Consider the following 25,358-nt stretch of genomic DNA (forward strand, 5'->3'; position numbering starts at 1 on the left):
GCTCTGGCAGCGCACACGGCGGACCGACGTCCGGCGCGCACTCGGCGAAAGGACGAAACGATGGCACGCAATCTGGTTCGATTTGACCCGTTCACAGGGCTCGACGCCCTCCGTCGGAGCGTCATGAACGACCTGCTCCCCGACGTGCGCGGCAAGGTGCCGACCACGGACATCTACACCGAAGGCGACAAGTCGCTGATCGTGGAAGCACACCTCCCCAACTTCGACGAGAAGGACGTCACGGTCACGGTCGACCGCGGCGCACTGGTGATCTCGGCGGAGCGACGGGAGAAGGAGGAGGACAAGGACAAGAAGTACGTCATCCGCGAGAGCAGCAGCAGCTTCTACCGGAGCATCTCCCTCCCCGAGCAAGCGGAGGAGGGCGACATCAGCGCGAAGTTCACCAAGGGCGTGCTGAAGGTCACCATCCCACTCAGCGGAGGCACGACGCCGCGCAACATCGCCATCGGCGGTGGCGACGAGGGGCAGGCCACGTCATGACCGACGTGTCCACCGGCGCCCGGTCCGTCTCCCGCGTGCGCGAGGTCACCCCCAGCGACGTCCACCTTCCCCCGACCGAGCCGATCGACGTGACGGCGCTCATCGCCGCAGCCACCGCATCCGGCCAGCCCGGCGCCCGCTGATCCGCCGCCGGCCTCGTTCACCGAGACGCCGGGGGCGCCCCGATCGCATCGGGGCGCCCCTCGTTTCGTCGGTGAGGTGGGTCAGGCCTCGCTCATGACGGTCTGGTCGGCCTGACCTCGGGCCGCGAGGGCCGCGGCACGCGCCGCGAGGCGACGGGTCTGCTCCGCCTGGCCGGCCTCGAGGATCTCCTGCGACACTTCGTAGTTCGGCACGTGGGTGCGGCCGTTGTACTTCTCGATGTACGCGTCGAGCTCGGGGCCGGACGTCCACGACGTGATGAGGCAGTACCGCGGGTCCTTGCCCGGGTGGGTCGCGGCGTGCCACAGACGCTGCGTGTCGACGATCAGCTGCGCGCCGGCCGGCAGCGCGATCCGGTACTCCACGCTGGGGTCGGTGCGGTTGTCGCGCAGGACGAAGAAGCTGTCCTTGTCGTCGGTGAGGTTGAAGAACCCGCGCACGACCCAGCCGGTGCCATCCGGGTTCAGGCGGTTGTTGTCGTCCTGGTGCAGGTTGTAGAGGCAGTCGGCGTAGGTGTTCGGCTGCAGCTCGATGATGCGGCAGCGGCCGACGTTCGCGCCCGGCTCCTGTGCGCGGCGGACGAGGTTCGGCGCCTTCTCGACCTGCGAGGGGATCCAGATGCCGTCCTTGTCGGTGCGCGGCGTCTTGCCGCTCCAGAAACCGCCGCACTCGATCTCGCCGTCCTTGGAGGCCAGGGGGGCGAACCGGGTGTCTCCGGAGGACTTCCAGTCCACGTACTCCAGGTCGAGCCACTCCTGGGGGTCGAGTTCCTGGTTGTAACGGTCGAGGACGACGTAGCCGGTCTCTTCGAGAGCGGCGGACTTGATGTAACCCATGAGGTGAGTCATGCCTTCCGTAGGGGGCCAGTACGTTTTTCCAGGCCCTGGTAAGGCAAGCCTACCTGCGGCCTCTGCGAGCCCTCGGGGAGGCGGGCCGGGGAAAATCGCGCTCCCCGTTCGTTCAGGCCCCCTCGGTTAGACTCGCGTGGGCTTCCGTGCGCCGATCCGGACGACACGCGGCCCATTCGTGCGAGTGGAGGTCGAACGGGTCATGGTCAGCGCCACGAATGTCGATGCGAACGCGGTCAACACCGTCGGCTGGCTCTCCTCCCCCGGCACGAACATCGTCGTCCCGGTCTACCAGCGGCAGTACCGGTGGGACATCGGCGGATGCGAGCAGCTGCTCGCCGACATCCGTGCCGTCGCCGACGCCGATGAGAGGACGATGCACTTCATCGGCTCCATCCTCTCCGCCGCCAACAGCGACCGCGCCGACGGGGCCGCCGAACTCGTTCTGATCGACGGGCAGCAGCGCATCACGACCCTCATGCTGCTGGTCGCCGCGCTGCACCACACCGTGCGCGGCACCGACCCCGCTCTGGCTGCCGACCTCGAACGCGTGCTGGTGCGGGCGGCCGACCCCGCGCGGACGAAGCTGCGCCCGCACCGCGCCTGGGCCGACCTGTTCGAAGCCGTCGTCCTGGACCGGCTCGAGGACGGCGGGGATCGGGAGTCGCGCTTCAACGACAACTACTCGTTCTTCCGCAGTCAGGTGAGCCTGGATGAGGCGCCCCGCATCTGGCGCGGACTGCAGAAGCTCGAGCACGTCGCGATCACCCTCGGCGCCGGCGCCAATGCGCAGCAGATCTTCGAGAGCCTCAACTCCACCGGTGAGCCGCTGCGCGACCACGAACTGATCCACAACTACGTCCTGATGGGGCTCACGCACGCGGAGCAGACGGAGATCGAGGACGAGTTCTGGGTGCCCATCGAGCAGAACACCGGCGACTCGATCGCCGCGTTCTGGCGCCACTACCTCGTCATGCGGACGGGGCGCGAGGTGACCACGATCGGCGAGCGGGGCGTGTACGACGCGTTCCGAGCGGAGTTCCCCCGGCTGGAGCGCGCGGGTCTGCGCACGGCGGCGGCGGAGTGGAAGGCGTACTCCGAGATCTACCGCGTGCTGCTGGACCCCGCCCACGCGGCCGATCCCGACATCGCGCGTGAACTGCACTACCTCAACGTGTTCGGGCGCGGCATGTACCCGCTCATCATGCAGGCGTACGGCGATCACGAAGCCGGTGCCCTCTCCACAGCCGACCTCGTGCGCACCATCCGCTACGTCCAGTCCCTGCTCCTGCGGCGCACCGTCTCGGGCCTCACCAACGCCCGCCTCGTCGCGCGGCTGTGCCGGGCCCGGGCGGACGGCAACGACGCGCTGGAGCGTGCGATCTCGCGCATCACCCCTTCGGATGAACGGGTTCGAGTGGGTCTGAAGTACAGCGATCTGCCGCATCCCGCATACGTCCTCGGCCGCCTCGCCGGCGTCGACGCTCCCACGGACCTGGAGGTCGAGTACATCTTCCCGCTCGCACCGGGCGACGCCTGGTCGGGCGACGGGGCGCGGCCGTGGTCGCAGTACAGCGAGGACGAGCAGAACAGCCACCGGGCGCTCGCGAAGACCCTGGGGAATCTGACACTCCTCGAGGAGGGGCTCGCCGAGCGCGCCGCCGACCGGTCGTTCCCCGACAAGCGGGATGCCGCGTACGCTCGCAGCTCGATCGACCTGTCCGCCGAACTCGCCGATGTTCCTGCCTGGGGCACCGCCGCCATCTCCGCCCGCTCCGCGGCGCTGAGCGAGCGGTTCCTGCAGCTGTGGGCGAAGCCGCCTGTCGTGGCCATCGACGACGACGACCTCACCCCCATCCTGGATGCCAGGAAGCGCCGTGGATGGCCACGCGGCTGGCAGCGGGAGTGGGACTACGTCGAATACCGGGGCGAGCACTGGGAGGTCTACGACGTCAAGCACCTCTTCAACCGCATCTTCAAGCGCCTGTGGGCCGACTCCCGCGAGTCGGTGATCGATTTTAGCGCCCGCCGCGGCGGGCCCGTGTACGACGCGCAGTCGTGGAACGGGCAGTGGGACGCCCTCGACGACGCCCACTTCCTGTACATGGGGTGGGACTCCCGATACATGCTCGCCGCCGTGCAGGGGGTGCTCGAAGAAGCCGGCTTCGCGTCGGAGGTCTTCGTGAAGTACTCCTACATCGGCAACGCGATGCCCTGACACGGGCGGAGGACGCTGCTGCGGCGCGCCCGCCCGGGAACGCTGCGGAGGGCGCGCGCGTGGGTAGGCGCATGGTTGCGTGAGGGGCGCACAGCGGCTATCCCTCGAGGTCGCTGACGTCCCATGCGGGCGAATCCGTGCGGGGCACATGCTCCCCCACGAGGGTGCGGAGGGTCTCGACGACGCTCGCCAATGACGCCGCCCCCACCTGCTCCTCCCACTGTGCCCGGAGCTCGTCGAAGATCTGCTCCCCCTCCCGGAGCATGGTCAGTCCGCGATCGGTGACGCGAACGCGAAGGCGGCGCCGATCGGCTGGATCGGGCTCGCGTGTGACATATCCGCGCTCCTCGAGCACGGCGATCGTCTTGGCCGCCGCCTGCTTCGTCACCGAAGTCGCGCGCCCCAGATCGGAGGCGCTGTCGGCGCCGGCGATGATCGCCCGCAGAGCGAAGTCGTGGAGCGGCCGGACGTCTTCGAATCCCCGTGCCGCCAGCTCCGTCGTGGCCTGGGCGGCGAGGGTGCGAAAACCGCCGAGGAGGAGCAGGGCGAGTTCGGCGCCGGACCTGGACATCCACCCAGCGTACGGAATATCCCCGAAGACAACCGGGTTGTCTACTATGAAGACAACGACGTTGTCCATTAAGGAGCATCATGACGATCATCGCGCCCGCCGGAGCCACGATCCCCGGCGTCACCCATCACCTGGCCGCCATCAACGGGACCGAGCTGCATTACGTGACCGCGGGCGACAGCGGTTCACCCATCCTCCTCGTGCACGGCTGGCCGGAAACCTGGTGGGCGTTCCGCACGCTCATCCCCCTGCTCGCACGCACGCACCGCGTGTTCGCCCTCGACCTGCGCGGCTTCGGAGACTCCGGGGCCGGGGAGACGGAGTACGGAGAAGCCGTCTCCGCCGAAGACCTGCACCAGCTGGTGGCGCACCTCGGCGCGGGCGCGGTGCACGTCCTCGGGCAGGACATCAGCGGCGGCACGGTCTTCCGCTTCGCCGCAACCCACCCCGCCGACGTGCGGAGCCTCATCGCCATCGAGAGCACGCTGATGGGCTACGGACTCGAAGCCCTCGCCGACGTCAACGGCTTCGGTTCGTGGCATGTCGGCTTCCTCGGCACGCCGGCGATCGCGAGCATGCTGATTCCCGGTCATGAGCGGGACCTCATCGCCGGCTGGGCCTATGCCAACATGAACGGCACACCCGGGGCCGTCTCGGAGAGCGACCTCGACGAGTTCATCCGCACCTACTCCCGCCCCGGCGCGTGGCGCGGTACGGAGGGCCTCTATCACCAGCTCTTTCTCGACAAGGGCGAGACCAGGGCTCTCGCCGAGGCGCACCCGATCACAGTGCCCGTCCTCGCCGTCGACGGCGCGAACGCCCCGTTCACCGCGAACACCTTCCGCCAGGTGACCGCGGGCGAAGTCACCTCGGTCCATATCCCTGGCGTCGGACACCTCGTGGCGCAGGAGGCACCCGATGCGCTGGCCGCGGCCATCCTGCACTTCACAATGCGGGTCGAACAGATGCGGGTCGAACAGATGCGGGTCGAACAGATCCGGTAGGGCGGGTGGGACTTGAACCCACGATCGTCGGGTTATGAGCCCGCTGCCTTGACCAGCTTGGCCACCGCCCCCTGATCCTCCGAGCCTACCGGCCCGGACGGAGGGGGGCGGTGATCAGTCTCGGCGAGGCTTCTTGCTGCTCCGGCCGCGCGGGATGGGGAGCTCTTGGGAGTCGCTCACGATCTGCGGGTGATGCCGCGTGAGCTGGATGACTCCCCACATCGCCACGGCGCCGGCGATGGCGAAGCCCACCAGCGCCCACACCGGCGCGGTCGAGGCCTCCCCCAGCACGAGCAGTCCGATCAGCACCGCCACGAGCGGATCGATGACGGTGAGCCCGGCGATCACGAGGTCGGGCGGCCCGACCGAGTACGCCGTCTGCACGAAGTACGCGCCGATGGCGACGGCGGCCAGCAGCGCCACGACGCACAGCAGCGTGAGCCACTCGAAGTCGCCGCTCTGGATGCGGCTGATCACGACCTTGGCGAGCGTGGCGACGAAGCCGTAGATGACACCGGCCGCGGTGATGTAGAACAGCGCGCGCATCCGCTTGCGCAGCCACAGCCACAGCACCGCGAAGACCACGATGACCACGGCCAGGATCGCCAGGATGATCACCAGTTCACGGGAACCGACCTGATGCTCGGTGGCGAAGAAGGCGGCGATCGTGACGAAGGTGAGGATGCCGCCGATGCACGCGACGATGGCGATGATCGACTGACGCGTGGGCTTGTGCCCCGACAGGCGGGCGTTCAGCAGGGTTGTCACGACGAGCGCGACGGCACCCAGGGGCTGCACGAGGATCAGCGGCGCCACCGACAGCGCGCCCAGCTGGCACACGATCGCGAGCCCCAGCATGACGGTGCCCATGACCCACGAGGGCCGGCGAAGCAGCCCGAGGAGCTGCCCGCCGTTCAGGCCTGAGGTGCCGGCCTTGCCGGAGAGCCGCTCCACCTTCGCCACGCCGCGGTGCTGATACTGCGCGCCGAAGGACATGAAGATCGCACCCAGCAACGCCAAGGGGATCCCGAGCAGGATCCCGGGGTCGCGGAAGATGCCGACGAGTTCGTCGGTGACATCCCCCAGCGAGAGGTCGACGCCAATCACCCCTCGACACTATCCGCCCGAGCCGCTCGATAGGCTCAAGGCGTGGCCGTTCTCCCGATTCGCATCATGGGCGATCCCGTCCTGCACGCTCCCGCCGACCCTGTGACCGAGATCACCGACGACATCCGCCGGCTCGTCGCCGACATGTTCGAGACGATGGATGCCGCGCCCGGCGTGGGCCTCGCCGCGCCGCAGGTGGGTGTGGGACTGCGGCTGTACGTATACAGCTACGCCGACGACGAGGGCGCACCCTGGCGCGGTGTGATCATCAACCCCGAGCTGTGGATGCGTCCGCTCGAACCCGGCGCCCCCGACCCCGACGACGAGTCGGAAGGATGCTTGTCGTTCCCGGGCGAGCGATTCCCCCTCCGCCGTTCGGAAGAGGTCGTGGTCACCGGCACCGACCTCGACGGCGAGGCTGTGCGCATCCAGGTGTCGGGCTGGCGCGCACGGATCATGCAGCACGAATTCGATCACCTCGACGGCGTGCTCTACATCGACCGCCTGGATGACAGCGACTGGAAGACGACGCAGAAGATCGCCCGCAAGCGCGGATGGGGGCGCCCCGGCAACGCGTGGCTCCCGGGCGTGGACGACCTGGACGCCTGACCCCGCGCCACCTGGCACATCCCGCCGGAGCTCGCCACCCCGTACGTGCGCCGGAAGCCATGCGCTTGAGTGGGGGCATGGAAGCATCCGATCGTTCGACGCCCCTGGCCGTGCTGTTCGACATCGACGGGACTCTCGTGGATTCGAACTACCTCCACGTGGATGCGTGGTCCCGCGCGTTCGCCGAGGCGGGCACCCCTGTCGACACATGGCGGATCCACCGCGCCATCGGGATGGACTCCGGCAAGCTGCTGGACGAGCTCCTCGGCGACGCCGCCGACTCGGCCGGACCGGTCGCGAAGAAGGCGCACGCGCGGTTGTACGCGGGCATGTCCGAGCGCCTGCGCGTTTTCGCCGGCGCACGGGAGCTTCTGCAGGTCCTCGCCGATCGCGGGCACACCATCGTCCTGGCGACCTCCGCCCCGCCGGAGGAGCTCGAGATGCTGCTGGAGGTGCTCGACATGGGCGACACGCTGGACGTCGTCACCTCGGCTCAGGATGCCGAGACCGCGAAGCCCGATCCCGACATCCTCACCGTCGCCGTCGAGCGCGCGGGCGTGAGCCCCGACCGCGCCGTCATGGTCGGTGACGCGGTGTGGGATGTGCAGGCAGCGGCGCGCGCCGGCGTCCCGTGCGTCGGCGTGCTCAGCGGTGGGACCGGGCGGGACGAGCTCCGCGCGGCCGGCGCGGTCGCCGTGTACGACGACGTCGCGGGCCTGCTGCGCGAACTGGATGCCAGCCCGCTCCGCAGCGCCCCGGAATAACGCGCTGACCTGGAGTGTTGTGCCCAGCGGAGGAGAAGGTATGAAAGGTGATCGAGTAGAGATCGTGGTCGACGCGGGCGGTGGTGTCGCTCGCACGTATGACATCGAAGCCAGCCGTGCAGGCCGTCGGCTGGACGTGACCCACGGCCGGGGTCTGGTGGAGGTCTCCGAGGTGACCCGCTCGGGTACACCGGTGCGCACGGCCCGATTCATGGCGAACCGGGTGATCGCGCTCGTGGAGCACCCCGCCGATGAGAGCGCCGCCCGACCGGAGGAATACGCGCCGCTGCGCCGCGCCGCGTGACGCGGGCGCGCACCGTCAGGCCGAGTGGGCCTCGCGGTGCGCGTCTTCCATGGCCGTCGACTTCAGCTGAAGGATGGCGAGGGCTTCGTGGAGGGCCCCCACGGGGGCCTCGATCTCGTCGAAGTGGTGCAGGAAGCCGTTCGCGTCGCGTGCGGTGACCGTGACGAACGCGTGTCCGTGGCGCGGTACGCGCTGACCCTTCGTCCGCATCCTGCGCTCCCCCATCCGCCCCGCTCCTTCCGCTGGATCCGAGGCTACCCGGCACCCGTGCACTGCGGCGGCCGGACACGCGAGAACCGCTTCCCGATGTCGTCGCTCGCGTCGCGTGCAGGAGCAGACAAAGGGAAAGGCCCGGGGTGGAAGCCCGGGCCTTAGGTGAGAGCCGCGTTAGATGACGCGGTACTCTCGCTCCCCGGCTTGGACTCGAACCAAGAACCTATCGGTTAACAGCCGATTGCTCTGCCAATTGAGCTACCGAGGAATATGCTCCGCGTCGTGCGCGCAACCCCACCATGCTAGCAAAGCATCGCGCCAGTTCCGAACTCAGCGCACCGCCGCGCGTTGCGCGTCGGTGCCGTCGGGGGTCCACAGGAGCGCGTCGGCCCCGTGCCCGTACGCGACGGGGTGCCCGCCGCGCAGCACCAGCACGTCGGCGTCCAGTTCGCGCGCCGCATCCGCATCGTTGGTGACCATCAGCGCGGCCATCCCGTGATCGTCGCGGCGGCGGAGAATCGCGTCCCGCGCCGCCGTGCGCACCTCGATGTCGAGGTTCGCGTAGGGGTCGTCGGCGACCAGCAGCCGCGGCTCGAGCACGAGGGCACGCGCCAGAGCGACACGCTGGCGCATGCCGGCGCTCAACTCGTACGGGTACTTCGCCGCGGCGCCCAGGGGCAGCTGCATCTCGTCCAGGAGCGTCGCCACGCGCACGGCAAGCGCACGCCCGTTGACGCGTCGGTCGCGACTCGTGATCGGCTCGGCGATCACCTCCGACACGGTCAGCCGCGAGGGCAGATCGGCGCCGGCGCGCTGCGGCATGTAGCCCACCACATACGTGAGCTGACGGCGTGCGCGGCCGGGATGGCGCGCGTCGATGCCCTCGACGGTGGCTGAGCCGCCCGCGGCGCTCAGGCCGTCTTCGGTGCGACCAGCGAGGAAGGCCGCGAGCGTCGACTTGCCGGCACCGGTGGGGCCCATGACGGCGAGTACGCCTCTGCGGGGCAGAGTGATCGACACCCCCTCGACCACGCGTGCGCCACCACGAGCGACGGACAGATCGTCGGCGCGGACGGCGATATCCGCTTCGGTGAGGCGACGCACCCCTCCATCCTGCCGTGCGGAGGAGCGGTGCGCTACTCGGCTTCGATCAGGCGCTGCCGCTCGCGGTCGAGATCGCGCAGCCGGATGCGGAAACCCCTGCCCTCCTCGGAGTCGGCGGGCACGCGCTGGATGGCACCCAAGAGGTCGGTCTTCTCGCGTTCGAGAGATCGTACGACCAAGCGGCGCGCGAGGTCGTTCGCAGACGCCACGGCGTGGTTCTCGTCGCGCGCCGGGAAGTCGGCGGTGAGGAGCTCAGCCGCGAGAGAGCGGAACGGCTCCCGCACAGACCCCACGACGTCGGCGGCCCATCCCGGCCGCGTCACATCGGCACCCGCGGCGATGGCGGCACGCACCACCTCCAGCGCGGGCGAACGGAACGTCACCGCCAGAGCGCGCGACAGCATGACGGGGTCCACCCGGTGTCCGTACTGCAGGAACGACATCAGGGCATCGCGCTCGAGCGCCGTGTCGCGGTCCCGCGGCAGCGAGGCGATCGACACGCGCACCTGCACCGGCTGCTCGTCCCCGGCAGCGGCCGCGCGCTGCGCGGGCGCGGGCTCGGCGCTCCCCGTGCGCGCCGCCGCGCGTGCGGCCCGCTCGACGGCGGAGGCGACCTCCGGCAGATCCAGTCCGAGCCGGCGCGCCAGCACGCGCGTGTACCCCGGCCGTAGCGACGGGTCGCGGATCTCCGCCACGATCGGGGCCGCGGCGCGGAGGGCTCCCGCGCGGCCTTCCACCGTGGCGAGGTCGAAACCGGCCAGGCGCTGGTCGATGACGAACTCGAACATCGGGGCCTTCGTGTCCAGCAGCGCCCGCACCGCGCCGTCCCCGCGCTCGAGCCGCAGGTCGCACGGGTCCAGGCCACCCGGCGCGACGGCGACGTACGTCTGGGCCGCGAACCTCTTCTCCTCGCCGAAGGCCCGGAGCGCGGCCTTCTGGCCCGCCGCATCCGGATCGAACGTGAAAACCACCTCCCCCGACGCCGAGTCGTCGCCCATGACGCGTCGGAGCACCGTGATGTGGTCGGTGCCGAACGCCGTCCCGCACGTGGCCACCGCGGTCGTGACACCCGCCAGATGACAGGCCATGACGTCGGTGTACCCCTCGACCACGACCACCCGGTGGGCGCGGGAGATCTCCCGCTTGGCGACGTCGAGGCCGTAGAGCACCTGCGCCTTCCGGTAGATCGGCGTCTCAGGGGTGTTGAGGTATTTCGGGCCGGGATCGTCGTCGTAGAGCTTGCGTGCGCCGAACCCGATGACCTGACCGGTGACGTCGCGGATCGGCCACACCAGGCGCCCACGGAACCGGTCGTACACGCCACGCTGCCCCTGCGACACCAGCCCGGCCTGGGTGATCTCCTCGCGCGTGAACTTCTGCGCCAGCAGGTGATCGGTCAGCGCAGACCATCCCTTCGGCGCGTATCCGACACCGAAGTGCGCGGCGGCACCGGCATCGAAACCGCGCTCACCGAGGAAGCGACGGCCCGCCTCCGCGTCGGGGTCGGACAGCCGCGCACGGTAGAACTCCGCCGCGGCGGCGTTGGCGGCGTACAGGCGCGACCGTCCGCTCGTCTCGGGCGCGGCTCCGCCGTCCTCGTAGTGCAGTGTGTAGCCGACCCGTGCCGCCAGTCGCTCGACCGCCTCCGTGAACGAGACGTGGTCCATCGCGCGCAGGAACGAGTACACGTCGCCGGACTCGCCGCATCCGAAGCAGTGGTAGTAGCCGACCTGCGGGCGCACGTGGAAGCTCGGGCTGCGCTCGTCATGGAACGGGCACAGTCCCTTGAGCGACCCGACGCCCGCGGCCTTCAGCGCGACCCGCTCCCCCACGATGTCGGCGATGTTCGTGCGGGCCTTGACCTCGTCGATGTCGCTCTGACGGATGCGGCCGGCCATCAGCGTCCGGCCCCGCCCGAGCGGGCCGCCCCCGGAGCCCAGATGCCGATGGAGGCAGCATCCACCTCGCCCACGAGCCTGCTGTGCCACGCCAGCGCGAGCTGATCGGTGAGGCTGGCGACCTGGTCGACCACGACGCGTCTGCGCTGCGCGTCCTCCGCCGCCGCACCGAAGTCCGCCGCATGCAGCGGGTCCAGCGCCTCCGGCGCCTCCCACAGCGCGGTGGCCAGCCGCTTGAGCACGCGGCGCTGCTCCTTGTAGAGCTCCCGGCGCCCCTCGATCGAGACGACGGTGGCGCCGATGATGCCCTTGAGCACGGCCATCTCGGCCTCGATCACGCGCGGCACCACCACGTGGGCACGGTAGCGCGTGAGCGTCTCGACCGGATAGGCCTCGCGCGTCGCGGTCGTCGCCGCCCGCGCGAATCGCCCGATCAGATCGCTCGTGAGGTTCTTCAGTCGCGCCAGCGCGGGGCGCGTACCGTCGAAGCCGTCGATCCACTCGGGAAGCCGCATAAGCCGAAACAGGGCGTCCTCCAACTCGTCGCGGGCGAAGTCGTAGCCCACCCACGTCTGGATCGCCGAGAGCAGGGCGCCGTGCTCGGCCGTGTCGGACAGGCGGGACGGATCGAGGTAGCGGTTCGTGATGGCGTCTTCGAAATCGTGCACCGAGTAGGCGATGTCGTCGGAGAGGTCCATCACCTCCGCCTCGATGCAGCGCACCCGGCCCGGCGCACCCTCCCGCATCCACCGGAACACCGGCTCGTCCTCGGGGTACACCCCGAACTTCAGCCGGCCGCCCGGATCGGGCACGGGATGATCCACCGTCCACGGGTACTTGCACGTCGCATCCAGGCTCGCCCGAGTGAGGTTCAGTCCGTGACTGCGTCCCTCGGCGTCGATCACCTTCGGCTCGAGACGGGTCAGGATGCGGAGGGTCTGCGCGTTCCCCTCGAAGCCGCCGATGTCCTCGGCCCACTCGTTGAGCGCTCGCTCGCCGTTGTGACCGAACGGCGGGTGGCCGAGGTCGTGACTGAGGCATGCCGTGTCGACCACGTCGGGCGAAAGCTGCAGCGCCGTGGCCAGTTCGCGACCCACCTGCGCGACCTCGAGCGAGTGCGTCAGGCGGTTGCGGGCGAAGTCGGCGGGGCTGGCGGGGCTGAGCACCTGCGTCTTGGCGGCGAGGCGTCGCAGCGCCGCGGAGTGCAGCACCCGGGCGCGATCACGCGCGAAGTCGTCGCGACGGGATCGGTGCTCCTCCGGCTGGAAGCGGTCGGCGTCGGGGTCGCCGTAACCGGCGGGGCGGGCAGACCCGCCGGTGACGAGGTCAACCGCCACTGGAATCCAGCTCCGCTTCGGCCAGGTCACGGGAGGCGGCGTCACCCAGTTCGCGGGAGAGCAGCCACCCGTCCGGGAGCGCGGCGCGCTTGGGGCTGCCGGCGCGACCGCGCTGGCCCTCGGCGGCCGCACCGGGGTAGGGCGCATCGAGTTCGAGGCCGGACAGCAGCTCGTCGATCTCCGCGAGGGTCGACACCGTGGCCAGCGCGGCGCGCACATCGCCGCCCACCGGGTAGCCCTTGAAGTACCACGCGACGTGCTTGCGGATGTCGCGGCACCCGCGGGCTTCGTCCTCCAGGAATTCCACGAGCAGCTCGGCGTGGCGACGGAACGCGCGCGCGACGAAACCGAGAGTGGCATCCACCGGCGCACCGGCCGCAGCGGTGGCAGAGCCCAGCGCGCGGGCGAGATCGCCGAACAGCCACGGGCGGCCGAGGCAGCCGCGCCCCACGACGACGCCGTCGCATCCGGTCTCCGCCATCATGCGCACCGCATCCTCGGCCGACCAGATGTCTCCGTTGCCCAGCACGGGGATGCTCGTCACCGCGTCCTTCAGCGCCGCGATCGCCGGCCAATCCGCGACGCCGGAATAGAACTGCGACGCCGTTCGGGCGTGCAGGGCGACGGCGGCGACGCCGGCGTCCTCGGCGATGCGGCCGGCCTCCAGGAACGTGAGGTGATCGTCGTCGATCCCCTTGCGCATCTTCACGGTCACGGGGACGTCCCCGCCGGCACACACGGCACGCGTCACGATGTCGCGGAACAGCGACGTCTTCCACGGCAGCGCCGCTCCCCCGCCCTTGCGGGTGACCTTGGGCACGGGGCATCCGAAGTTCAAGTCGATGTGATCGGCGCGGTCCTCTTCCACCAGGATGCGCACGGCCGCCTCGACCGTGGCGGGGTCGACGCCGTAGAGCTGGATCGAGCGCGGCGTCTCGGACTCGTGATGGCGGATGAGGCGCATCGTGGTCGCGTTGCGCTCCACGAGGGCCCGCGTCGTGATCATCTCGCTCACGTAGAGACCTGCGCCGTACTCGCGACACAGCCGGCGGAACGCCGTGTTGGTGATGCCGGCCATCGGCGCGAGCACGACGGGCGCGTCGAGCACGTGGGGGCCGATGCGCAGGGGGCGCGTCGGGGCGAGGGCGGTGGTCACCGTCATATTCTCCCAGACGAACGGAGCCCGCCGCCGCGCACAGGACGTAACCTGAGGAGATGACGACGGAGTCCACAGATCTGCGCAGCATCCCCTTCCGCACTGCCGAGGGGAGCACCGCCACGCTGGGCGACTACGGCGACGGTGTCGTGATGGTCGTGAACGTCGCCTCCAAGTGCGGGCTGGCTCCCCAGTACGAGAAGCTCGAGCAGCTTCAGCGCACCTACGGCGACCGCGGACTGACGGTGCTCGGCTTCCCCTGCAACCAGTTCCTGGGCCAGGAGCCGGGTTCGGTGGAGGAGATCCTGGAGTACTGCTCCACGACGTGGGGCGTGACCTTCCCGATCATGGACAAGGTCCGCGTCAACGGATCGGCGGCCGCGCCGGTCTACAAGGCGCTCAAGAGCGCGCCCGACCTGGACGGCAAGCATGGTCCCGTCCTGTGGAACTTCGAGAAGTTCGTGATCACGCCCTCCGGCGGTGTGCACCGGTTCCGCTCGCAGGTCGCCCCCGATGACGAGGCGATCGTCTCCGTCATCGAGGACGCGCTCCCGCGCTGACCTGCCGTCACCCCGCCGCAGCGTTCGCCGGCTGCCCGGCGCGCTCCGCCCACAGCTGACGCGTGATCTGGGCGAAAGCCTCGGGGGGCTGTGCGCCGCTGACACCGTACTGACCGTCGATCACGAAGAACGGCACGCCGTTGATGCCATAGGCGACCGCCTGCTCCTGATCGGCCCGCACATCGCCGAGGTGGCGCTGCGACTCCAGCGCCGCGCGCGCCTCGTCGGCGGGGAGGCCGACGTCGGCTGCGAGCGACACCAGCTCGTCGGTGCGGCCGAGATGGCGTCCTTCGATGAAGTACGCGGACATCAGCCGCTCGACCATCTCCAGCTGGCGGCCGTGCGCCTTGGCGAAGTGCAGGAGTTCGTGGGCCTTCACTGTGTTGGTGTGCTGGAGCAGATCGAACCGGTACGCGAGCCCGGCTTCGGCGGCGACACCGGTGACCCGCTCCAGCATCTGGCCGGCCTGCTCGCGGGAGATTCCCTTGTGCCGGGGGAGGTAATCGACCTGGCTTCCCTCGAAGTCGACCGGAGTATCCGGAGACAGCTCGAACGAGTGGTACTCCACCTCCACACGCGGGGCGTCGGCGTCGGCCGCCACCTCCGCGAGGCCGCGCTCCAGGTTCCGCTTGCCGATGTAGCACCACGGGCAGGCGATGTCACTCCATACGTCGATCTTGATCGCTTCACTCACGACACCTGCAACACTCCGCCGCCCATTGCGTATTCCCGCCGCGGCATGATCCGCAGTGAGGTTTCGTCAGATGCCGCCCGGAGAATCCACGGCGGAACCGAAGCGCCGGTCGCGGTCCAGGTACAGGTCGATCGCCTCCCACAGGTGGGTGCGCCGGAAGTCGGGCCACAGCGTGTCCAGGAAGACGAGCTCCGCGTACGCGGACTCCCACAGCAGGAAGTTCGACGTGCGCTGCTCACCGCTGGAGCGCACGAACAGATCGACGTCGGGCATGTCGGGCTGGTACAGGTGACGCGCGACCATCCGCTCGGTGATGGCGGATGGCTTCAACCGTCCCGCGGCGATCTCCTCCCCCATCCGCCGCATCGCATCGACGAGCTCGACGCGCCCGCCGTAGTTGACGCACATCGTGAGCGTGAGAACGTCGTTGCCGGCCGTGAGCTGCTCGGCGAACTGCAGCTCCTTGATGACCGATCCCCACAGCCGGGGCTTGCGGCCTGCCCACCGCACGCGCACGCCCCACTCGTTGAGCTGGTCGCGCCGGCGGTGGAGCACGTCGCGGTTGAACCCCATCAGGAAGCGGACCTCGTCGGGCGAGCGCTTCCAGTTCTCGGTCGAGAACGCGTAGACCGACAGGTGCTTCACACCCGCCTGGATGGCGCCTGCCACGACGTCCAGCAGCGCCGCCTCCCCCGCCCGGTGACCCTCGACGCGGGTGAGGCTGCGGCGGTTCGCCCAGCGGCCGTTGCCGTCCATGACGATCGCCACATGCCCGGGCACCGTGCCCCGCGGGTACGACGGCGGGTACTCGCCCGTCCAGTCCACGGGCCGGAAGGGCACCGCGTCGCGATGCGTGTACGGCTTGGGTGCCATCATCCGGCTTCCACGTGGGCCAGCGAGCGGATGCCCCGCTCCAGATGCCACTGCGCGTACGCCGCGATGAGTCCGGAGGCTGCGCTGGTCGCCGCCGGTGCGGCCTCATCCACCTGCTGCCAGTCGCCGCGCAGGAGCGAGCGCAGCAGCGACGCCGTCGGGGCCGCCACGCGCGCCGAACCCACCGGTGCGCACGCGGCGCACACCATCCCCCCCAGTTGCGCGACGAATGACTCGTGCTGGCCGGGGGCGGCGCACCGGGCGCATTCGTCCAGCCCCGGCGCCCAGCCGGACAGCGCCATGGCCCGCAGGAGGTACGAGTCCAGCACGCTGCGCGACGCGTGCTCTCCGCGGGCGAGTGCGCGCAGACCGCCCACCAGGAGGAGATACTGCTGCGGAGTGGCCTCGGCCTCGTTCAGGCGGTCGGCGGTCTCCACCATGGCGTTGGCGGAGGTGTACCGGTCATAGTGCACGGCGATGTCGGCGCCGTACGACCCGAGGGACTCCGCCTGCTGCACGACGTCGAGTGAGCGGCCCTTGTACAGCATCACGTCGGCCACCATGAAGGGCTCCAGGCGTGATCCGAACCGGGACGACGTGCGGCGCACGCCCTTGGCCACCGCGCGGATCTTCCCGTGCCGGCGGCCGAGCATCGTCACGATGCGGTCCGCTTCGCCCAGCTTGTGGGTCCGCAGGACCACGACCTCGTCGCGGTAGGTGGGCACCGTCCCATTATCCGCCCGCCCGAGGGTTCCCCGCGAAGCGCGCGCCAGGAGAATGGGTCCATGACGTCGCAGATGCTCATCATCCCGCTGTGGGCCGACCTCCTCGCCGTGGGCCTGGGCGGCGTGCAGGGGGCGCTGTTCGCTTCAGGCTTCCGCGGTCAGCAGCGGCTGGACCTGCTGGGGGTGGCGATCATCGGCATCATGATCGGGATGGGCGGCGGCCTCATCCGCGATCTGCTGCTGGGAGTGGTTCCGGCGACGCTGCAGAGCAACTGGTATCTGCTCACCGCCTCCGGCGCCGCCCTGGTGGGGATGCTGCTGGCCGGGATCTTCCAGCGGCTGAACGCCGCCATCATCGCGCTGGACGCGCTCGTGATCGGCCTGTTCGGCGCGTTCGGGACGAGCAAGGCGCTCGCCCTCGGCCTCCCGCCGGTGCCCGCTGTCTTCGTCGGCGTGTGCTCGGCGGTGGGCGGCGGAGTGCTGCGGGACATGATGATGGGCCTGCCGGTGGCCATCATGCACGTCGGATCGCTGTACGCCGTGGCCGCCGGCGCGGGCTGCGCCGTCCTGGCCAGCGCCGACGCCCTCGGCGCGCCGCTGGAGTACGCGGCGGTCGCGGGCATCATCGTGACGACGGTGATCCGCATCCTCGCGGTGATCTTCGACGTGTCGCTGCCCGAGCAGCGCATGCTGCATCGGCGCAAGGTCGCCGTGGAGACCTCGGCGATCCCGGTCGTGCGCCGGCACGACGCCGACTGACCCGGTCCGCCCCTCCCTTCCCGCCCTCCCCTTCCCGCGAGACCGCACGCCGCCGACGAGACCGCGACATCATGTCGCGGTCTCGCCGGTGGCGTGCAGTCTCGCGGCGGCGGAGCGCGCGGGTCGGCGGAGGCGGGCGGGCCCGGCGGGTGCGTCGGAGGGTCAGACCGCCGCGAGCGAGGGCGCCTCGCGGCGAGCCCGGATGGCGCGGTTCACCGCGGAGACGACCGCTTTCAGCGACGCGGTCGAGATGTCCCCGTCGATGCCGACGCCCCACAGGCGCTGGTCGTCGACCTGCAGTTCGACGTAGGCCGCGGCCTGCGCGTCGCCGCCGGCGCTCAGGGTGTGCTCGACGTAGTCGTACAGCGAGATGTCGAACCCGCGCGTGTGCAGGATGTCCAGGAACGCCGCGATCGGGCCGTTCCCGTGGCCGGTGGCATCCTCCACGTCGTCGCCGTCGCGGAGACGGACGTTCAATTCGACGTCGCCGGTGAGATCGCTGGAGGTGCGCGTGCCGACCAGCTCGAACCGGCCCCAGCGGTCGTCCGCGACGGAGGTGGGGAGGTACTCGTCGGTGAAGACGTCCCAGATCTGAGCGCTCGTGACCTCGCCGCCGTCGGCGTCGGTCTTGGCCTGGATGACACCGGAGAACTCGATCTGCAGCCGCCGTGGCAGGTCGAGGGCGTGATCGGTCTTCAGCAGGTAGGCGACGCCGCCCTTGCCCGACTGCGAGTTGACGCGGATGACGGCCTCGTAGGACCGGCCGAGATCCTTCGGGTCGACCGGCAGGTACGGCACCGCCCATTCGATCTCGTCCACGGTGACGCCCGCCGCCTGCGCGCGGGCCTCCATCGCCTCGAAGCCCTTCTTGATGGCGTCCTGGTGCGACCCGCTGAACGCGGTGAACACGAGGTCGCCGGCCCAGGGGCTGCGTTCGGGCACGGGCAGCTGGTTGCAGTACTCGACCGTGCGCTTGATCTGGTCGATGTCGCTGAAGTCGATCTGCGGGTCGACGCCCTGCGTCAGCAGGTTCACGCCCAGCGCGACGAGGTCGACGTTGCCGGTACGCTCCCCGTTGCCGAAGAGGCATCCCTCGATGCGATCGGCGCCGGCCATGTAGCCCAGTTCCGCGGCCGCCACGGCGGTGCCGCGGTCGTTGTGCGGATGCAGCGACAGGATGACGTTCTCGCGGTGGTTCAGGTGCCGCGACATCCACTCGATCGAGTCGGCGTACACGTTGGGGGTCGCCATCTCCACCGTGGCGGGCAGGTTGATGATGACTTTGCGCTCGGGGGTCGGTTCGAACACCTCGAGCACCTGGTTGCAGATGTCGGCGGCGAACTCGAGCTCGGTGCCGGTGTAGCTCTCCGGGGAGTACTCGTAGAAGACCTCGACCTCGGGCACGGTCTTCTCGTACTGGCGGCACAGGCGCGCGCCTTCCAGGGCGATGTCGATGATGCCCTGCTTATCGGTGCGGAAGACGACCTCGCGCTGGACGATGCTCGTGGAGTTGTACAGGTGCACGATGGCGCGCTTCGCGCCGGCCAGCGACTCGTACGTGCGGGCGATGAGGTGCTCGCGCGCCTGGGTCAGCACCTGGATGGTGACGTCGTCGGGGATGAGGTCTTCTTCGATGAGCTGACGGACGAAGTCGAAGTCCAGCTGGCTGGCGCTGGGGAACCCGACCTCGATCTCCTTGTATCCCAGCCGCACGAGCAGCTCGAACATGACGCGCTTGCGCTCGGGGGTCATCGGGTCGATGAGGGCCTGGTTGCCGTCACGCAGGTCGACGGCGCACCAGCGCGGCGCGGCGGTGATGCGCGCATCCGGCCACGTGCGATCGGGCAGATCGACGCGGATCTGCTCGGAGAACGGACGGTACTTGTGCGTCGGCATGCCCGACGGCTGCTGGGTGTTCTTCATGAGGGGTCGCTTCCGGTTGTCGAGGATTCGGGCCGACGACAAGCTCCGCGACGAGGAAGGCCCTTAGAACGAGGCCTCGCCGCGGCAGCTAAGAAGGAGCAGCCCGCCGGAAAGCACGCTGTCAGGCTACACCCGCTCGCGCGCGCGGTCGAACGCCGTGAGACGATCTGGGCTGTGGAGACACTCTCGGGTATGCGCCTGATTCTGCGTTCGGCCCTCTTTCTCCCTCTCTGCGCGGCGGTGGCTCTGGCCTCCGGATGCGCGACCAGCCCGTCGGCCACCGGAGGGCAGGAGCCGGCGCCGCCGGCGGAAGTGGTCGAAGGCTCGGGGATGGTGCTCGACCAGGGCGACGGCGCGGAGCTGTGCCTGGGACCGGTGGCCGAGTCCTTTCCCCCGCAATGCCGCGGCATCCCGCTGGACGGCTGGTCGTGGGACGAGGCCGTGCCCGAGAACTCGTCCGGCGATGTGCGCTGGGGCATGTACGCGGTGCAGGGCCGCTACGACGGCGAGACGCTCACGGTGACGACGGATGCGACGCCGCTGGCCCTGTACGATCCGGAACCCTTCCCATGGCCGGCCGGCACCGGCACTGCTGAAGAAGCGGAACTGTCCCGGATCGGCGAGGAGGCCCTCGGCCGATACGGCGACGCCTTCCTGTCCGCCGGTTCGCGCGACGGCCGGCTGGAGGTCGTCGTGGTCTGGGACGACGGCACGTGGCAGCGCCAGGCCGACGCCGAGTACGGCGACGGTGTGGTGGTGGTGACCTCGGCGCTGCGCCCGGTGCGGGAGGGCTAGAAGCCCAGGCGACCCAGCTGCTTGGGGTCGCGCTGCCATTCTTTGGCCACGCGCACGTGCAGTTTCAGGAACACCCGCGTGCCGATCAGCGGCTCGATCTGCGCCCTCGCGCGCGCACCCACGTCCCGCAGCCGGGAGCCCTTGTGGCCGATGATGATCGACTTCTGGCTGTCGCGTTCGACGACGACGCTCGCGTGGATGTCGGTCATGGATCCGGTCTCCCGGGCGGCGATGTCGTCGATCGTGACGGCGATCGAGTGCGGGAGCTCGTCGCGCACGCCCTCCAGCGCCGCTTCGCGGATGATCTCGGCGATGCGGTCTTCCAGCGACTCGTCGGTGACGACGCCTTCCTCGTACAGTGCGGGCCCCTCCGGCATCAGCGAGAGCAGCCCGTCAGCGAGCACGTCCAGCTGATCGTGGGTGAGGGCGGACAGCGGGATGACCGCGTGCCAGTCCTCCCGCAGCGCGTCGACCTCGATCAGGCGTTCGGTGATCTGCTCGCGGGATGCCGCATCGGTCTTGGTCACGATGGCGACCTTCTTCGCACGCCCGTATCCCGACAGCGAATCCGCGATCCGTCGGTCGCCGGGCCCGACCTTCTCGGTCGCCGGTACGCAGAACGCGATGACGTCGACGTCGCCGAGCACCTGCTCGACGAGGTCGTTGAGGCGCTGGCCGAGCAGCGTGCGCGGCCGGTGGATCCCAGGGGTGTCCACGATCACCAGCTGCCCACCGGGCCGGTTGACAATGCCGCGGATGGCGCGGCGTGTCGTCTGCGGCTTGTCGCTGGTGATCGCGACCTTCTCCCCGACGAGGGCGTTGGTCAGCGTGGACTTGCCCACGTTGGGCCGCCCCACGAAGGTGACGAAGCCGGATCGACGGTCGAGTGCGGAGGCGTGGTCCATCAATTCTGCATGTGTATCTGTTGGCCCTTTATCAGCGGGTACGAGGCCAGGGCGGTGCCGTCGAGGTCTTCCTTGTGCATGTCGACGCCGGTGACCTGGCTGTTCTCGTAGGTCGTGTAGTAGTAGATGCCCTGATCGGTGTTGCAGCAGGACGAGTAGATCGTGATCTCGAACTTGTCCCCGACATGCACGCATCCGCGCTGCTGGGCGACGGAGCCGAGGATGTGGAAGAACTGGCTGATCGACTCCGATTCGGAGTCGCCCGAGACCGAGTTCATCTTGGTGAACACGGCCTTGACGAATCGGGAGGAGGACGACAGATCCCCGGGCAGGCCGATCGCTCCCATGCCGCGGCTGTAGGTGTCCAACGGCAGCTCTTCGGAGAACCTGTTCTCCGGAGGGTAGGTGGACAGGTGCATGAAGTCGTTCAGCTTGAAGCTCTGGATGTCGAAGGTGGGGTTGTTGGCGAGGACTCCGGTGGGGTTGTCGTAGACCTTCAGCCCCTCCTTCACGCTCTCCACAGTAATCGACTCGTTCCGGTCGGAGATGATCCAGTGCAGCGGCGAGAGCGGGTAGGCGTCACTGAAGTTGATCTTCACGAGGTTCAGCGATGCGAGCGCCGTGCGCGCTTGCGCCACCGTCTCGAACTGCCCGAGGATCCACGGGATGAACTCGAACGGCGTGACGTTGGTCTTGCCCTCGGCTTCGGGCTTGTAGTCGGCGTTGTCGGGGAAGTTCAGCCCCGCCATGCTGAGGCCCTTCTCATTGGTCGCGTCGTAGTACAGCGGATAGTCGTCCACGACCGTCGCCATCCCGATGATGGCGTGATGCGTGGGAAGGGTCTGCTCCTTGCGGAATTCGAAGGGGAAGTTCCGCGGCGTGACGGTGACCGCCTCGTTGTAGGAGTACTCAAGGTCCAGGTTGCGACCGAAGTAGTGGTCGTTGGTCGTGTAATTGGTTGCCGTGCACATCTGACTGCCTCCGACTTTCTTCAGGACCGAGCGTCGGTGAGAAAGGCGCTGGGGCACTCATCCTAGGCAGGGTTGTCAGTGTCCCGTCTAGAGTCCACCCGGATCTCACCGGTGCGCGGACGCGTCGGTGGCTCCTCGGATGCGGGCTCCTCGGCGCGCTCGACGAACACCGTGGAGATCCCCCGGCCGCGTCCGCGGGAGGCACCCCCGGTCATCACCAGCCCGGCGTACTCGGCGGTCGCCCCGGGCTGCGGGATGCGTCCGAGAGCCTTGCCGAGCAGTCCGCCGATCGAGTCGACGTCCTCGTCCTCCACCTCGATGCCGAACAGGTCGCCCACCTCGTCCACGCCCAGCCTGGCGCTGACGCGGAACTTTCCGGGCTCGATCTCGGTGATCTCGCTCGAGCGTGCGTCGTATTCGTCGGAGATGTCGCCCACGAGCTCCTCGATGAGGTCCTCCAGGGTGACCAGGCCCGACACGCCGCCGTACTCGTCGATGACGAGGCACACGTGCACGGCATCGCGACGCATCTGCTGCAGCAGCGTCTCGGCGCGCATCGACTCGGGGACGAACACCGCCGGACGGGCGATGCGGCGGATCGGAGCATCCCGCCACCCCTGCTCGTCGCGGAACCCGAACTGCACGAGGTCCTTCAGGTACAGCATCCCCACCACGTCGTCGGCTTCGTCGTCGATCAGCGGGACGCGCGAGATCCCCTTCTCCAGGAACAGCGTGAGCGCCTCGCGGGTGCTGGCACCGGCGTCGACCGCGACCATGTCGGTGCGCGGCACCATCACCTCGCGCACGTAACGGTCGGTGAAATCGAAGACGGAGTGGATGAGCTCGCGGTCGTCCTCTTCGATGAGTTCATTCTCGGCCGCTTCGTCGATGATGCTGAGCAGCTGCTCCTCGGAGGCGAAGGAGGAGCCGGGTGAGACGCCGGGCGTGACGCGGTTGCCGAGCGCCACCAGGCCGTACGCGAGCGGGCCGAGGATGATCCGCAGGCCCCGGACCACCGGCGCGGTGGCGCGCAGGAGACCCCGGGCGTGCTGGCGTCCTACCGAGCGGGGGCTGGCACCCACGGCGACGAAGGAGATCCCGGTCATGATGATGGCGGCGGCCAGCGTCGCCCACCACAGGTTGTCGAACAGCAGCACGAAGGCGACCGTGACCAGCACCGCGGCGCTGGTCTCCGCCAACACGCGGATGAAGGAGACCGCGTTGGCGTGTGCGTCGGGGTCGGCGGCGATCCGCCGCAACGACGCGGCGCTCCGGCCCTCGGCGGCGAGGTCGGCCAGGTCGGAGCGTGAGGTCACACCCAGCGCGGCCTCCACCGCGACCATGAGGCCGCCGAAGGCGACCAGCAGGAGCGCGCCGACGAGCAGGAGCGCTTCGGTCATGCGCGACGGCGGCGTTCAGCCGACTGGAAGCCCACGATGAGGTCCTTCTGCAGCGCGAACATCTCCCGCTCCTCGGCCGGCTCGGCGTGGTCGAACCCCAGCAGGTGGAGCAGGCCGTGCGTCGTGAGGAGGATGAGCTCGTCCTGGGTCGAGTGCTTGGCGGCGGCCGCCTGAGCCTCGGCCACCTGGGGGCAGAGGACGATGTCGCCCAGGAGTCCCGCGGGCGTGGGCATGTCTTCGGTGCCGGGGCGCAGTTCGTCCATCGGGAAGCTCAGCACGTCGGTGGGGCCCGGCTCATCCATCCACTGCACGTGCAGCGCCTCCATGGCGCCTTCGTCGACCAGGACGATGGCGACGTCGGCGTCGGGGCTGACGTGGAGTTCGTCGAGGTTGTACTCCATGAGGCGCAGCAGCACCTTCTCGTCCACCTCGACGCCGGACTCGTTGTTGATCTCGATGGTCATGATCGGCCTCGCCTCGGCATGTGGTCGCGCGGCCCACCGGTGCGGCCGGAGCGGCGCTCGGCGCGATTGGCGAACTCCCCGGCCTCGTCCCGCTCGCGCTTGGCGACCAGCCGCTTCTCGTCGTACTCGCTGTACGCATCCACGATGCGCCCGACGAGCGTGTGGCGCACGACGTCGTCGCTCGTGAGGTAGGCGAAGTGAATGTCGTCGACCTCGGAGAGGATGCGGGTGACCAGGCGCAGGCCGGAGGTGCCCTGGGGCAGGTCGACCTGCGTGATGTCGCCGGTGACGACCATCCGCGTGCCGAAGCCCAAACGCGTGAGGAACATCTTCATCTGCTCGGGCGTGGTGTTCTGGGCCTCGTCGAGCACCACGAACGAATCGTTGAGGGTGCGCCCGCGCATGTACGCGAGGGGTGCGACCTCGATCGTTCCCGTCGCCATGAGCTTGGGCACGATCTCGGGGTCGATCATCTCGTTGAGCGCGTCGTAGAGCGGTCGCAGATAGGGGTCGATCTTGTCGGTGAGCGTGCCGGGGAGGAATCCGAGCCGCTCGCCGGCCTCGACGGCGGGACGGGTCAGGATGATGCGGCTGACCTCTTTACGCTGGAGCGCCTGCACGGCCTTGGCCATCGCGAGGTACGTCTTGCCCGTGCCGGCCGGCCCGATCCCGAACACGATGGTGCTCTCGTCGATGGCGTCGACGTAGGCCTTCTGCCCGAGCGTCTTGGGCCGGATGACCTTGCCGCGCGACGACAGGATCGCCTCGCCGAGCACTTCGGAGGGCCGCGGGCCGCCGCCGGCGTCGGCGCTGCTGCGCAGGATGCGGCTGGAGCTGGAGACGTCGGCGGGGTCGAGCCCGTGCCCGGCCTTGGTCATCGCCAGCAGTTCGTCTACGAGCGACCGTGCGCGGGCGACCGCGTCGGAGGGCCCGGTGAGGGTGATCTCGTTGCCGCGGACGTGCACGTCGACGTCGGGATGCTCCTTCTCCACGACCCGCAGCAGCCGGTCCTGCGGGCCGAGGAGCTGGACCATGGCCACGCCGTCGGCGTAGACGTGGTCCACGGTGAGGTCGGACTCGTCAGGCACCGAGGCTCGCTTCGTCGAGGTCGCCGCCGAGCACATGGGCGTGGACGTGGAACACCGTCTGTCCGGCCTTGGGCCCGGTGTTGAACACGAGCCGGAAGTCGCCGCCGGCGTGCTCGGCGGCCACGCTGTTGGCAAGGCCCACCAGCTCGGCGAGGAGGCTCGGGTCGCCGGCGGCCAGCTCGACGACGTTGCGGTACTCACCCGTCTTGGGGATGACCAGCAGGTGGACGGGAGCCTTGGGGGCGATGTCGCGGATGACGAAGGCGTTCTCGGTCTCCGCGATGATCTCGCCGGGGATTTCGCCCTCGAGGATGCGCGTGAAGATCGACGGTTCGCTCATTGGTCCAGTCTATTCACCGGCCACCCCCACGAGGCGAGCACCCGCAACCGGCTCAGCGGCCGGTG

At 69.4% G+C, this 25,358-nt stretch carries 28 protein-coding genes and 2 tRNA genes; 10 read left to right on the top strand and 20 right to left on the bottom strand.

All coding sequences use genetic code 11. The features are described from left to right. The first annotated feature begins 60 nt into the window (after positions 1 to 60). A complete protein-coding gene (locus E4K62_RS09425) occupies positions 61 to 501 on the top strand; it encodes an Hsp20/alpha crystallin family protein (RefSeq protein WP_167747767.1) in 441 nt (146 codons plus the stop codon). Next, on the top strand, positions 498 to 644 hold the full coding sequence (locus E4K62_RS18680) for a hypothetical protein (protein WP_167747768.1): 147 nt from the start codon (positions 498 to 500) through the stop codon (positions 642 to 644). The genes E4K62_RS09425 and E4K62_RS18680 overlap by 4 nt, the downstream gene beginning before the upstream one ends. 81 nt (positions 645 to 725) lie before the next feature. Here the strand turns inward: E4K62_RS18680 and E4K62_RS09430 are convergent, their stop codons facing one another. Then, on the bottom strand, positions 726 to 1,499 hold the full coding sequence (locus tag E4K62_RS09430; RefSeq protein WP_135066675.1) for a hypothetical protein: 774 nt from the start codon (positions 1,497 to 1,499) through the stop codon (positions 726 to 728). A gap of 214 nt (positions 1,500 to 1,713) precedes the next feature. Between E4K62_RS09430 and E4K62_RS09435 the strand changes: the two genes are divergently transcribed. After that, the gene (locus E4K62_RS09435; RefSeq protein WP_135066678.1) at positions 1,714 to 3,729 is read left to right on the top strand and encodes a DUF262 domain-containing protein; all 2,016 of its coding nucleotides are present in this window, start codon (positions 1,714 to 1,716) and stop codon (positions 3,727 to 3,729) included. A 97-nt stretch (positions 3,730 to 3,826) separates the two neighbouring features. Here the strand turns inward: E4K62_RS09435 and E4K62_RS09440 are convergent, their stop codons facing one another. Continuing rightward, the gene (locus E4K62_RS09440) at positions 3,827 to 4,300 is read right to left on the bottom strand and encodes a MarR family winged helix-turn-helix transcriptional regulator (protein ID WP_135066681.1); all 474 of its coding nucleotides are present in this window, start codon (positions 4,298 to 4,300) and stop codon (positions 3,827 to 3,829) included. 80 nt (positions 4,301 to 4,380) lie between these two features. Here E4K62_RS09440 and E4K62_RS09445 point away from each other — a divergent pair, with 80 nt between their 5' ends. After that, complete coding sequence (locus E4K62_RS09445; RefSeq protein WP_135066684.1) at positions 4,381 to 5,304, top strand: alpha/beta fold hydrolase; 924 nt, start codon at positions 4,381 to 4,383, stop codon at positions 5,302 to 5,304. On the opposite strand, the gene E4K62_RS09450 is transcribed toward E4K62_RS09445, so the two are convergent. Continuing rightward, positions 5,302 to 5,375 (bottom strand) — tRNA-Ile (locus E4K62_RS09450). The genes E4K62_RS09445 and E4K62_RS09450 overlap by 3 nt on opposite strands. A gap of 43 nt (positions 5,376 to 5,418) precedes the next feature. After that, complete coding sequence (locus E4K62_RS09455) at positions 5,419 to 6,411, bottom strand: DMT family transporter (RefSeq protein WP_135066687.1); 993 nt, start codon at positions 6,409 to 6,411, stop codon at positions 5,419 to 5,421. Between the two features lie 42 nt (positions 6,412 to 6,453). On the opposite strand from E4K62_RS09455, the gene def reads away from it, so the two are divergent. From def to E4K62_RS09470, 3 genes are all read left to right on the top strand, one after another. Then, a complete protein-coding gene (def, locus tag E4K62_RS09460) occupies positions 6,454 to 7,020 on the top strand; it encodes a peptide deformylase (RefSeq protein ID WP_135066690.1) in 567 nt (188 codons plus the stop codon). A gap of 77 nt (positions 7,021 to 7,097) precedes the next feature. Next, positions 7,098 to 7,784: an HAD family hydrolase gene (locus tag E4K62_RS09465; protein ID WP_135066693.1), complete on the top strand. Its 687-nt coding sequence runs from the start codon at positions 7,098 to 7,100 to the stop codon at positions 7,782 to 7,784. 40 nt (positions 7,785 to 7,824) lie between these two features. After that, complete coding sequence (locus tag E4K62_RS09470) at positions 7,825 to 8,088, top strand: hypothetical protein (RefSeq protein ID WP_135066696.1); 264 nt, start codon at positions 7,825 to 7,827, stop codon at positions 8,086 to 8,088. Between the two features lie 15 nt (positions 8,089 to 8,103). On the opposite strand, the gene E4K62_RS09475 is transcribed toward E4K62_RS09470, so the two are convergent. From E4K62_RS09475 to dusB, 6 genes are all read right to left on the bottom strand, one after another. Further along, positions 8,104 to 8,298, bottom strand: coding sequence for a hypothetical protein (locus tag E4K62_RS09475; protein ID WP_135066699.1), 195 nt, complete (start codon positions 8,296 to 8,298; stop codon positions 8,104 to 8,106). Between the two features lie 198 nt (positions 8,299 to 8,496). After that, positions 8,497 to 8,569 (bottom strand) — tRNA-Asn (locus E4K62_RS09480). Positions 8,570 to 8,631: 62 nt separating this feature from the next. Further along, positions 8,632 to 9,405, bottom strand: a complete 774-nt coding sequence (locus E4K62_RS09485; protein WP_135066702.1) for an ATP-binding cassette domain-containing protein — start codon at positions 9,403 to 9,405, stop codon at positions 8,632 to 8,634. A gap of 32 nt (positions 9,406 to 9,437) precedes the next feature. After that, the gene (dnaG, locus tag E4K62_RS09490) at positions 9,438 to 11,303 is read right to left on the bottom strand and encodes a DNA primase (RefSeq protein WP_135066705.1); all 1,866 of its coding nucleotides are present in this window, start codon (positions 11,301 to 11,303) and stop codon (positions 9,438 to 9,440) included. Beyond that, positions 11,303 to 12,640 (bottom strand): deoxyguanosinetriphosphate triphosphohydrolase, encoded by a 1,338-nt coding sequence (locus E4K62_RS09495; protein WP_240742645.1) that lies wholly within the window; start codon positions 12,638 to 12,640, stop codon positions 11,303 to 11,305. The genes dnaG and E4K62_RS09495 overlap by 1 nt, the downstream gene beginning before the upstream one ends. Next, entirely contained in the window at positions 12,630 to 13,802 is a 1,173-nt protein-coding gene (dusB, locus tag E4K62_RS18885) for a tRNA dihydrouridine synthase DusB (RefSeq protein ID WP_135066711.1), read from the bottom strand. The genes E4K62_RS09495 and dusB overlap by 11 nt, the downstream gene beginning before the upstream one ends. A 53-nt stretch (positions 13,803 to 13,855) precedes the next feature. Between dusB and E4K62_RS09505 the strand changes: the two genes are divergently transcribed. Further along, positions 13,856 to 14,356, top strand: coding sequence for a glutathione peroxidase (locus E4K62_RS09505; protein ID WP_135066713.1), 501 nt, complete (start codon positions 13,856 to 13,858; stop codon positions 14,354 to 14,356). A gap of 7 nt (positions 14,357 to 14,363) precedes the next feature. Here the strand turns inward: E4K62_RS09505 and E4K62_RS09510 are convergent, their stop codons facing one another. From E4K62_RS09510 to recO, 3 genes are all read right to left on the bottom strand, one after another. Further along, positions 14,364 to 15,050: a DsbA family oxidoreductase gene (locus tag E4K62_RS09510; protein WP_135066716.1), complete on the bottom strand. Its 687-nt coding sequence runs from the start codon at positions 15,048 to 15,050 to the stop codon at positions 14,364 to 14,366. A 66-nt stretch (positions 15,051 to 15,116) separates the two neighbouring features. Next, on the bottom strand, positions 15,117 to 15,923 hold the full coding sequence (locus E4K62_RS09515; RefSeq protein WP_135071185.1) for an isoprenyl transferase: 807 nt from the start codon (positions 15,921 to 15,923) through the stop codon (positions 15,117 to 15,119). Continuing rightward, on the bottom strand, positions 15,923 to 16,648 hold the full coding sequence (gene recO, locus E4K62_RS09520) for a DNA repair protein RecO (protein WP_135066719.1): 726 nt from the start codon (positions 16,646 to 16,648) through the stop codon (positions 15,923 to 15,925). The genes E4K62_RS09515 and recO overlap by 1 nt, the downstream gene beginning before the upstream one ends. A gap of 60 nt (positions 16,649 to 16,708) precedes the next feature. On the opposite strand from recO, the gene E4K62_RS09525 reads away from it, so the two are divergent. Continuing rightward, complete coding sequence (locus E4K62_RS09525) at positions 16,709 to 17,407, top strand: trimeric intracellular cation channel family protein (protein WP_135066722.1); 699 nt, start codon at positions 16,709 to 16,711, stop codon at positions 17,405 to 17,407. 162 nt (positions 17,408 to 17,569) lie between these two features. On the opposite strand, the gene leuA is transcribed toward E4K62_RS09525, so the two are convergent. Next, on the bottom strand, positions 17,570 to 19,330 hold the full coding sequence (leuA, locus tag E4K62_RS09530) for a 2-isopropylmalate synthase (RefSeq protein ID WP_135066725.1): 1,761 nt from the start codon (positions 19,328 to 19,330) through the stop codon (positions 17,570 to 17,572). A gap of 192 nt (positions 19,331 to 19,522) precedes the next feature. Here leuA and E4K62_RS09535 point away from each other — a divergent pair, with 192 nt between their 5' ends. After that, positions 19,523 to 20,125 carry a hypothetical protein gene (locus E4K62_RS09535; RefSeq protein ID WP_135066728.1) on the top strand — a complete coding sequence of 201 codons (603 nt, stop codon included), beginning with the start codon at positions 19,523 to 19,525 and terminating at the stop codon, positions 20,123 to 20,125. Here E4K62_RS09535 and era read toward each other — a convergent pair. The 6 genes from era to E4K62_RS09565 all read right to left on the bottom strand — a co-directional run bounded on the left by era (position 20,122) and on the right by E4K62_RS09565 (position 25,293). Beyond that, positions 20,122 to 21,030 (bottom strand): GTPase Era, encoded by a 909-nt coding sequence (gene era / locus E4K62_RS09540; RefSeq protein ID WP_135066731.1) that lies wholly within the window; start codon positions 21,028 to 21,030, stop codon positions 20,122 to 20,124. The two genes, E4K62_RS09535 and era, sit on opposite strands and share 4 nt — an antisense overlap. Further along, positions 21,030 to 22,001, bottom strand: a complete 972-nt coding sequence (bsh, locus tag E4K62_RS09545) for a choloylglycine hydrolase (protein WP_135066733.1) — start codon at positions 21,999 to 22,001, stop codon at positions 21,030 to 21,032. The genes era and bsh overlap by 1 nt, the downstream gene beginning before the upstream one ends. Before the next feature lie 62 nt (positions 22,002 to 22,063). After that, positions 22,064 to 23,401, bottom strand: coding sequence for a hemolysin family protein (locus E4K62_RS09550; RefSeq protein ID WP_135066736.1), 1,338 nt, complete (start codon positions 23,399 to 23,401; stop codon positions 22,064 to 22,066). Beyond that, positions 23,398 to 23,865 carry an rRNA maturation RNase YbeY gene (gene ybeY, locus E4K62_RS09555; protein ID WP_135066743.1) on the bottom strand — a complete coding sequence of 156 codons (468 nt, stop codon included), beginning with the start codon at positions 23,863 to 23,865 and terminating at the stop codon, positions 23,398 to 23,400. Before ybeY ends, E4K62_RS09550 begins: the two co-directional genes overlap by 4 nt. Then, positions 23,862 to 24,989 carry a PhoH family protein gene (locus E4K62_RS09560; protein WP_135066745.1) on the bottom strand — a complete coding sequence of 376 codons (1,128 nt, stop codon included), beginning with the start codon at positions 24,987 to 24,989 and terminating at the stop codon, positions 23,862 to 23,864. The genes ybeY and E4K62_RS09560 overlap by 4 nt, the downstream gene beginning before the upstream one ends. Then, a complete protein-coding gene (locus E4K62_RS09565; RefSeq protein ID WP_135066747.1) occupies positions 24,946 to 25,293 on the bottom strand; it encodes an HIT domain-containing protein in 348 nt (115 codons plus the stop codon). Before E4K62_RS09565 ends, E4K62_RS09560 begins: the two co-directional genes overlap by 44 nt. Positions 25,294 to 25,358 lie beyond the last annotated feature (65 nt).

Origin of the sequence: Microbacterium wangchenii (assembly GCF_004564355.1) — a bacterium.
GTDB classification, from domain to species: Bacteria; Actinomycetota; Actinomycetes; order Actinomycetales; family Microbacteriaceae; genus Microbacterium; species Microbacterium wangchenii.

Coding starts and splice junctions, on each gene's coding strand:
- E4K62_RS09535 (WP_135066728.1), top strand. CDS start 19,523: ATGCGCCTGATTCTGCGTTCGGCCCTCTTTCTCCCTCTCTGCGCGGCG.
- E4K62_RS09505 (WP_135066713.1), top strand. CDS start 13,856: ATGACGACGGAGTCCACAGATCTGCGCAGCATCCCCTTCCGCACTGCC.
- E4K62_RS09425 (WP_167747767.1), top strand. CDS start 61: ATGGCACGCAATCTGGTTCGATTTGACCCGTTCACAGGGCTCGACGCC.
- leuA (WP_135066725.1), bottom strand. CDS start 19,330: ATGAAGAACACCCAGCAGCCGTCGGGCATGCCGACGCACAAGTACCGT.
- E4K62_RS09435 (WP_135066678.1), top strand. CDS start 1,714: ATGGTCAGCGCCACGAATGTCGATGCGAACGCGGTCAACACCGTCGGC.
- E4K62_RS09445 (WP_135066684.1), top strand. CDS start 4,381: ATGACGATCATCGCGCCCGCCGGAGCCACGATCCCCGGCGTCACCCAT.
- E4K62_RS09550 (WP_135066736.1), bottom strand. CDS start 23,401: ATGACCGAAGCGCTCCTGCTCGTCGGCGCGCTCCTGCTGGTCGCCTTC.
- E4K62_RS09430 (WP_135066675.1), bottom strand. CDS start 1,499: ATGGGTTACATCAAGTCCGCCGCTCTCGAAGAGACCGGCTACGTCGTC.
- E4K62_RS09525 (WP_135066722.1), top strand. CDS start 16,709: ATGACGTCGCAGATGCTCATCATCCCGCTGTGGGCCGACCTCCTCGCC.
- era (WP_135066731.1), bottom strand. CDS start 21,030: ATGGACCACGCCTCCGCACTCGACCGTCGATCCGGCTTCGTCACCTTC.
- E4K62_RS09515 (WP_135071185.1), bottom strand. CDS start 15,923: ATGGCACCCAAGCCGTACACGCATCGCGACGCGGTGCCCTTCCGGCCC.
- E4K62_RS09560 (WP_135066745.1), bottom strand. CDS start 24,989: ATGTGCTCGGCGGCGACCTCGACGAAGCGAGCCTCGGTGCCTGACGAG.
- dusB (WP_135066711.1), bottom strand. CDS start 13,802: ATGACGGTGACCACCGCCCTCGCCCCGACGCGCCCCCTGCGCATCGGC.
- E4K62_RS09475 (WP_135066699.1), bottom strand. CDS start 8,298: ATGCGGACGAAGGGTCAGCGCGTACCGCGCCACGGACACGCGTTCGTC.
- E4K62_RS09440 (WP_135066681.1), bottom strand. CDS start 4,300: ATGTCCAGGTCCGGCGCCGAACTCGCCCTGCTCCTCCTCGGCGGTTTT.
- E4K62_RS09470 (WP_135066696.1), top strand. CDS start 7,825: ATGAAAGGTGATCGAGTAGAGATCGTGGTCGACGCGGGCGGTGGTGTC.
- dnaG (WP_135066705.1), bottom strand. CDS start 11,303: ATGGCCGGCCGCATCCGTCAGAGCGACATCGACGAGGTCAAGGCCCGC.
- E4K62_RS09465 (WP_135066693.1), top strand. CDS start 7,098: ATGGAAGCATCCGATCGTTCGACGCCCCTGGCCGTGCTGTTCGACATC.
- E4K62_RS09565 (WP_135066747.1), bottom strand. CDS start 25,293: ATGAGCGAACCGTCGATCTTCACGCGCATCCTCGAGGGCGAAATCCCC.
- E4K62_RS18680 (WP_167747768.1), top strand. CDS start 498: ATGACCGACGTGTCCACCGGCGCCCGGTCCGTCTCCCGCGTGCGCGAG.
- ybeY (WP_135066743.1), bottom strand. CDS start 23,865: ATGACCATCGAGATCAACAACGAGTCCGGCGTCGAGGTGGACGAGAAG.
- bsh (WP_135066733.1), bottom strand. CDS start 22,001: ATGTGCACGGCAACCAATTACACGACCAACGACCACTACTTCGGTCGC.